This window comes from Kineococcus indalonis (assembly GCF_009906395.1).
Classification (GTDB): Bacteria; Actinomycetota; Actinomycetes; order Actinomycetales; family Kineococcaceae; genus Kineococcus; species Kineococcus indalonis.
Map to the genome: position 1 here is coordinate 1 of NZ_JAAALM010000255.1, position 5,795 is coordinate 5,795.

Here is a 5,795-nt window from a genome sequence, read left to right on the forward strand (position 1 = left end):
GGGGTGGGCCGCGCGCAGGACCGCGCCGGGGGTGATGACGCGGTCGGCGACGCCGTAGGCGACCGCCTCGGCCGCCGGCAGCACCAGGTCGCGGTCCAGGTCGGCGCGCAGGCGCTCCACGGTGTGCCCGGTGTGCCGCGAGAGCACCCCCTCGATCTCGCTGCGCAGCCGCAGCACCTCCCGGGCCTGGATCTGCAGGTCCGCCGCGGTGCCCTGCGCGCCGCCGGAGGGCTGGTGCAGCAGCACCCGCGAGTGCTCCAGCACCGAGCGCTTGCCCGGCGCGCCCGCCGCCAGCAGCACCGCCGCCGCCGAGGCGGCCTGCCCCACGCAGAACGTGGCGACGTCCGGCTGCACGAACTGCATCGTGTCGTAGATCGCCATGAGCGCGGTGGCCGAACCCCCCGGGGAGTTCACGTACAGGTTCACGTCCGCGGTGGGGCTCTCCGAGGCCAGGTGCACCAGCTGCGCGATGACGACGTTGGCGACGCCGTCGTCGATCTCCCCGCCGATGAACACGATGCGCTCGGACAGCAGGCGGCTGAACACGTCCGAGGTGCGTTCCCCGCGCGGGGTGGACTCGGTGACGTAGGGGACCAGGGTGCTCACAGCCCGACCCTCCGCCCCGCGCCCAGGCGCACGTCGGCCACGCGCTCCACGACGTGGTCCACCAGCCCGTAGGCGCGCGCCTCCTCGGCGGTGAACCAGCGGTCGCGCTGGGAGTCGCGCTCCACCGTCGCCACGTCCTGACCGGTGTTCTCGGCGATGAGGCGCTGCATGGTGGCCTTGGTGTGGGCGAGGTTCTCCGCCTGGATGGCGATGTCGGCGGCCGTCCCGCCGATCCCGCCGGAGGGCTGGTGCATCATCACCCGCGCGTGCGGCAGCGCGAACCGCTTGCCCGCCGTGCCCGCGCACAGCAGGAACTGCCCCATGCTCGCGGCCATCCCCATGACGAGGGTGGCGACGTCGTTGGGGATCAGCCGCATCGTGTCGTAGATGGCCAGCCCGGCGCTGATGGAACCGCCGGGGGAGTTGATGTACAGGGCGATGTCGTCGCGCGGGTCGTCGGCGGACAGCAGCAGCAGCTGCGCGCAGATCCTGTTGGCGACCGCGTCGTCGACCTCCTGGCCGAGGACGACGATGCGCTGGAACAGCAGCCGCTGCGAGAGCTGGTCGTCGAACGGGCCGGCGAGGGTGGGGGTGCTCATCTCTCCTCCTGCGGGTGGGTGGGTCGCCCCACCCTGGCCCCGCGCACCGGTCGCGGTCGCCGGTTTCTCCCCGCGGCACATCTCCCGGCGGGAGAACCGCCCGGCGCGGACGGGCCGGGGTGCGCCGCCCGTGCGCGCCCGGCGCGCACCGGCCACACTGGGGCAGTGCCCGCGGTGAACCCCCGTCCCGGCCGGGTCCGCGCCCCGCGCCTGGCCGGCCGGCGCTGGATCGGCACCGGCGGGCGGGAGCCGGACCTGCGCGGGCGCGTCGTGCTGCTGGACTTCTTCACCGGTTCCTGCGTGAACTGCCTCCACGTCCTGCCCGAGGTGGAGGCGCTGCGCTCCCGGTTCGGCGCGGCGCTGACCGTGCTGGGGGTGCACTCCCCGAAGTTCCCGCACGAGGCGGAACCGGCCGCCGTGGACGCCGCCGTGGCCCGGCTGGGCATCACCCACCCCGTGCTCGACGACGCCGAGCGCACCACGTGGTCGGCGTACGCGGCGCGCGCCTGGCCCACCCTGGTCGTCGTCGACCCCGAGGGGTACGTGGCCGCCTCGGTGTCGGGGGAGGGGCGCGGGGAGGAGCTCGCCGCCGTCGTCGCGCGGCTGCTGGAGCGCGCCCCGTCGGGCGCGGCCCCGGACCCCGGCCCGGGCCCCGGTGCGGGCCCCGGTGCGGGCCCGGGCGCGGTGCTGCGCTTCCCCGCCCGCGCGCTGGCGCTGCCCGGCGGCGGCGTGCTCGTCGCCGACACCGGCCACCACCGGCTCGTGCAGCTGGCCGGCGACCTGGTGAGCGAGGTGCGCCACCTCGGCGAGGGCGTGCCCGGGCTGCGCGACGGGGCCGCGGGCTCGGCGCGCTTCACCGAGCCGCAGGGCCTGGCGCTGCTGCCGCCCGGGGTGGCCGCGCGGGTGGGCTACGACGTGGTCGTCGCCGACCGCGGCGCCCACGCGCTGCGCGGGGTGCGGCTGGCCGACGGGCACGTGCGCACCGTCGCCGGCACCGGGCGGCAGCTGCGCCGGCGCGCCGGCGGCGGCCCCGCCCTGCAGCAGGAGCTGTCCTCGCCGTGGGACGTGGCGTGGTTCGACGGGCAGGTGCTGGTCGCGATGGCCGGGCACCACCAGCTGTGGGCGTTCGAGCCGGCCGCCGAGCCGGCCCGCGGCGTGGTGCGGGTCCTCGCCGGCACCACCGCCGAGGGCCTGCGCGACGGCCCGGCGGAGTCGGCGTGGCTGGCCCAGCCGTCCGGGGTCGCGGTGCAGCGCAGCTCCGCCGGGGAGCTGGCGTGGTTCGTGGACGCGGAGACCTCCGCGCTGCGCGCGCTGCGGCGCACCGGCCCGCCGGACCGCTCGGTGCCCGTCGTCACCGACGGGCGGATGGCCAACGCCGCCCCCGTCGCCCGGCCCGGGCACGTCGTGACCACCGCCGCCGGGCAGGGCCTGTTCGAGTTCGGGTTCCGGGACGGTCCCGGCTCGGCGCCCGGGGACGGCGCGGGGGGTGCGGGCGGCGAGGAGGTGGCGCTGCTCCAGCACCCGCTGGGGGTGGCGGTGGCGCCCGACGGCTCGGTGCTCGTGGCGGACACCTACAACGGGGCCGTGCGCCGCTTCGACCCGGCCACCGGCCGCGTCTCCACCCTGCTGCACGGCCTGGCCGAACCCGTCGACGTCCTCGTCCTCGACGAGCCGGGCGGGGCGCCGGCGGGCGAGGGCGCGCTCGTGGTGGTGGAGTCCGCCGCGCACCGCCTCAGCCGCCTGCCGCTGCCGGAGGTGCTGCGCGCGCGCCCCGGCGCGGGCCGCGAGCGCCGCGTGCCGGTGCTGCTGCCGCCCGGGCCGGTGCGGCTGGCCGTGGACGTGGGCGCGCCCGCGGGCCAGGAGCTCGACGGGCGCTCCGGCGCGGCCGCCGTGCTCGACGTGCGCGCCGACCCGCCGCAGCTGCTGGAGAGCGGCGCCGGCGCCGGTCCCGGCCTGGGCCGCGAGCTGCGGCTGGCCGCGGCTCCCGCCCGCGGTGTCCTGCACCTGGACGTGCAGGTCGCCACCTGCGACGCCGGCGGGGCGGCGGGCGCGGCGTGCCACCTGCACCGCCGCGCCCTGGACGTGCCGGTCCTGCTGGACGCCACCGCCGCCGGGGAGCTGCGCGTCGACGTGGAGCTGGACGCGCCCCCCGGGAGCCCTGCTGCCGGGGGCCCTGCTGCCGGGAGCCCTGCTGCCGGGGGCCCTGCTGCCGGGAGCCCTGCTGCCGGGAGCCCTACTGCCGGTAGCCCTCCACCTCGCTGACGGGCCGCTCACCGGCCTCGTCGGGGTCCAGCCCCGCGTTGCGCTTGGCCTCGCGCTGGCGCAGCAGGTCCCAGAGCTGGTCCAGCTTCTGCTCGGCGTCCTTCAGCTCGGCGTGCTCCTCCTGCGCCGAGAGCCGGCCGTCGGCCAGCGCGGCGCGCAGCGCGTGCTCGCGCTCGACGAGCGCGTTGATGCGGTCGTGGATGTCCTGCTCGTCCATGCGGGCATCCTGTCCCGCCGCGGGCGCGGGCGCGACCCTGGCGCGCCCGCGCACCCCTCCCCGCGCGCAGCGCCCCGCCGCCGGGCGCGCCGGGCCGCTCTGCGCGAGGCTGGGGGGACCGGCGCGGGCCCACCGCGCCCGCGAGACCCGAGGAGGACCGGTGAGCACCCCCAGCGCCGGCAGCACCGGCCCCGCCGTCGGCACCGGTGACGGCACCGGCGACGACGACCTGCGTTCCCTGGGCGCCGCGCCCTCGTCCCGCGGCGTGGCCGTGGTCACCGGCGGTTCCGCGGGGCTGGGCCGCGCGGTGGTGCGCGAGCTCGCCGAGCGCGGCTGGGACGTCGCCGCCCTGGCCCGCGGCCGCGACGGCCTGGCCGGTGCCGTCGCCGACGTCGCCGCCCGCGGCCGCCGCGGCCTGGGCGTGGTGTGCGACGTCGCCGACCACCGCGCCGTCGAGGCCGCCGCCTCCCGCGTGGAGGCCGAGCTGGGCCCGGTGGAGGTGTGGGTGAACGACGCGATGGCCAGCGTGTTCGCGGCGTTCTGGGACGTCGACCCCGACGACTACGCCCGTGCCACCGCCACCACCTACTTCGGGTACGTCAACGGCACCCGCGCCGCCCTGGCGCGCATGCGCCCGCGCGACCGCGGCCGCATCGTGCAGGTCGGTTCCGCGCTGGCGTACCGCGGCATCCCGCTGCAGTCGGCGTACTGCGGCGCCAAGCACGCCATCCGGGGCTTCACCGAGAGCGTCACCACCGAGCTGCTGCACGAGGGCAGCTCCGTGACCGTGTCCACCGTCCACATGCCGGGGATGAACACCACGCAGTTCGGGTGGGTGCGCTCGGCGCTGCCGCAGCACCCGCAGCCGGTGGCGCCGATCTACCAGCCGGAGCTGTGCGCGCGCGTCGTCGGCGACGTCGTGGACCGGCCGCGGCGCACCACCTGGGTGGGGGGCTCCACCGTCGCCACCGTCCTGGGCAACTACGTCCTCGGCCCGGTGCTGGACCGCTACCTGGCCCGCACCGGCGTGGACGGGCAGCAGAGCGACCAGCCCCGCAGCGCCATGGTGGGCGACTACCTGGAGCAGCCGGTGCCCGGCGACCACGGCGCGCGCGGGCCGTTCGACGAGCGCTCCCGCGCGCGCAGCCCGCAGGTGTGGGCGCTGCGGCACCGGCGCACCCTGGGCGGTGCCGCGGCCGGGGCGGCGGCGCTCACCGCGGGGCTGCTGGCGCGCTCGCGCCGCTGAGGCGCTGCCCGCGCACGTCCACGACCCCTCCGGGTGCGCCGGCGGGTGCGCCGGCGGGTGCGTCGGCGGGGGCGTCGTCCCCGGCGGGCGCGCCGGGCAGGCCCTGCGCGGCGGCGACCGCGGCGGTCTGGCGGCGCACGTGGTGCCGGCGGCACAGCACCTCGTAGGCGATGGTGCCCACCGGTCCGACGTCCAGCGTCCCCTCCGGCTGGGCCACGTCGCCGACCACGACCTGCTCGCCGGCGACGACCATGACGCCGTCGACGGTGCGGGCGTTGTGGGTGGCGCGCGCCCCGCACCAGCACAGCGCCTCCACCTGCGGCACCTGCACCCGGTCGGCCAGCTCGATCAGCCGGGCGCTGCCGGGGAACAGCCGGGTGCGGAAGTCGCTGGTGATGCCGAACGCGAAGACGTCGATGCCCAGGTCGTCGACGAGGCGGGCGAGCTGCTCGACCTGCTCGGGGGAGTAGAACTGCGCCTCGTCGCACACGACGTAGTCCACGCGCCGGCGGCGGTGGTGGTGCGAGACCTCGGCCCACAGGTCGGTGCCCTCGGCGACCTCCAGCGCGGGGCGGGCCAGGCCGATGCGGCTGGAGACGACGGCCTCGCCGGAGCGGTCGAAGCGGGTGAACAGCAGCCCGTGCCGGCCCTGCACGCGGTGGTTGTGGTCCACCTGGAGCGCGAGCGTGGACTTCCCGCAGTCCATCGTCCCGGAGAAGAACACCAGCTCGGCCACGGGCGACCATCCTGCCGCACGCGCCGGCGCGCCCCGCCGCGAGCGCGCCGCCGTCACCCGCACGCACCACGCCCGCCCCTGCACGGCTCCCGCGGTGGGGGGGCGGGCGTGGTGCGTGCGGGTGACGGC

Annotated in this window: 6 protein-coding genes; 2 read left to right on the forward strand and 4 right to left on the reverse strand. The window is 78.0% G+C overall.

The features are described 5' to 3' along the window. Both GTR00_RS12980 and GTR00_RS12985 read right to left on the reverse strand, forming a co-directional pair. Window positions 1-606, reverse strand: a 606-nt coding sequence (locus GTR00_RS12980; RefSeq protein WP_166612031.1) for an ATP-dependent Clp protease proteolytic subunit, incomplete at its 3' end; no start/stop codon positions are given. Further along, a complete protein-coding gene (locus GTR00_RS12985) occupies window positions 603-1,205 on the reverse strand; it encodes a ClpP family protease (RefSeq protein WP_166612032.1) in 603 nt (200 codons plus the stop codon). The genes GTR00_RS12980 and GTR00_RS12985, both read right to left, overlap by 4 nt. Before the next feature lie 165 nt (window positions 1,206-1,370). Here GTR00_RS12985 and GTR00_RS25815 point away from each other — a divergent pair, with 165 nt between their 5' ends. Beyond that, on the forward strand, window positions 1,371-3,467 hold the full coding sequence (locus tag GTR00_RS25815) for a redoxin domain-containing protein (protein ID WP_205705713.1): 2,097 nt from the start codon (window positions 1,371-1,373) through the stop codon (window positions 3,465-3,467). On the opposite strand, the gene GTR00_RS12995 is transcribed toward GTR00_RS25815, so the two are convergent. Further along, window positions 3,439-3,684: a DUF2630 family protein gene (locus GTR00_RS12995; protein WP_166612033.1), complete on the reverse strand. Its 246-nt coding sequence runs from the start codon at window positions 3,682-3,684 to the stop codon at window positions 3,439-3,441. The genes GTR00_RS25815 and GTR00_RS12995 overlap by 29 nt on opposite strands. 238 nt (window positions 3,685-3,922) lie before the next feature. Here GTR00_RS12995 and GTR00_RS13000 point away from each other — a divergent pair, with 238 nt between their 5' ends. Beyond that, window positions 3,923-4,930: an SDR family oxidoreductase gene (locus tag GTR00_RS13000; protein ID WP_166612036.1), complete on the forward strand. Its 1,008-nt coding sequence runs from the start codon at window positions 3,923-3,925 to the stop codon at window positions 4,928-4,930. Here GTR00_RS13000 and GTR00_RS13005 read toward each other — a convergent pair. Continuing rightward, window positions 4,896-5,666, reverse strand: a complete 771-nt coding sequence (locus GTR00_RS13005) for a thymidine kinase (RefSeq protein WP_166612034.1) — start codon at window positions 5,664-5,666, stop codon at window positions 4,896-4,898. The two genes, GTR00_RS13000 and GTR00_RS13005, sit on opposite strands and share 35 nt — an antisense overlap. Between the last annotated feature and the right edge of the window lie 129 nt (window positions 5,667-5,795).

What these genes read in the sequence shown, in the direction of transcription:
- GTR00_RS12985 (WP_166612032.1), bottom strand. Translation starts at nt 1,205, where the DNA reads ATGAGCACCCCCACCCTCGCCGGCCCGTTCGACGACCAGCTCTCGCAG.
- GTR00_RS12995 (WP_166612033.1), bottom strand. Translation starts at nt 3,684, where the DNA reads ATGGACGAGCAGGACATCCACGACCGCATCAACGCGCTCGTCGAGCGC.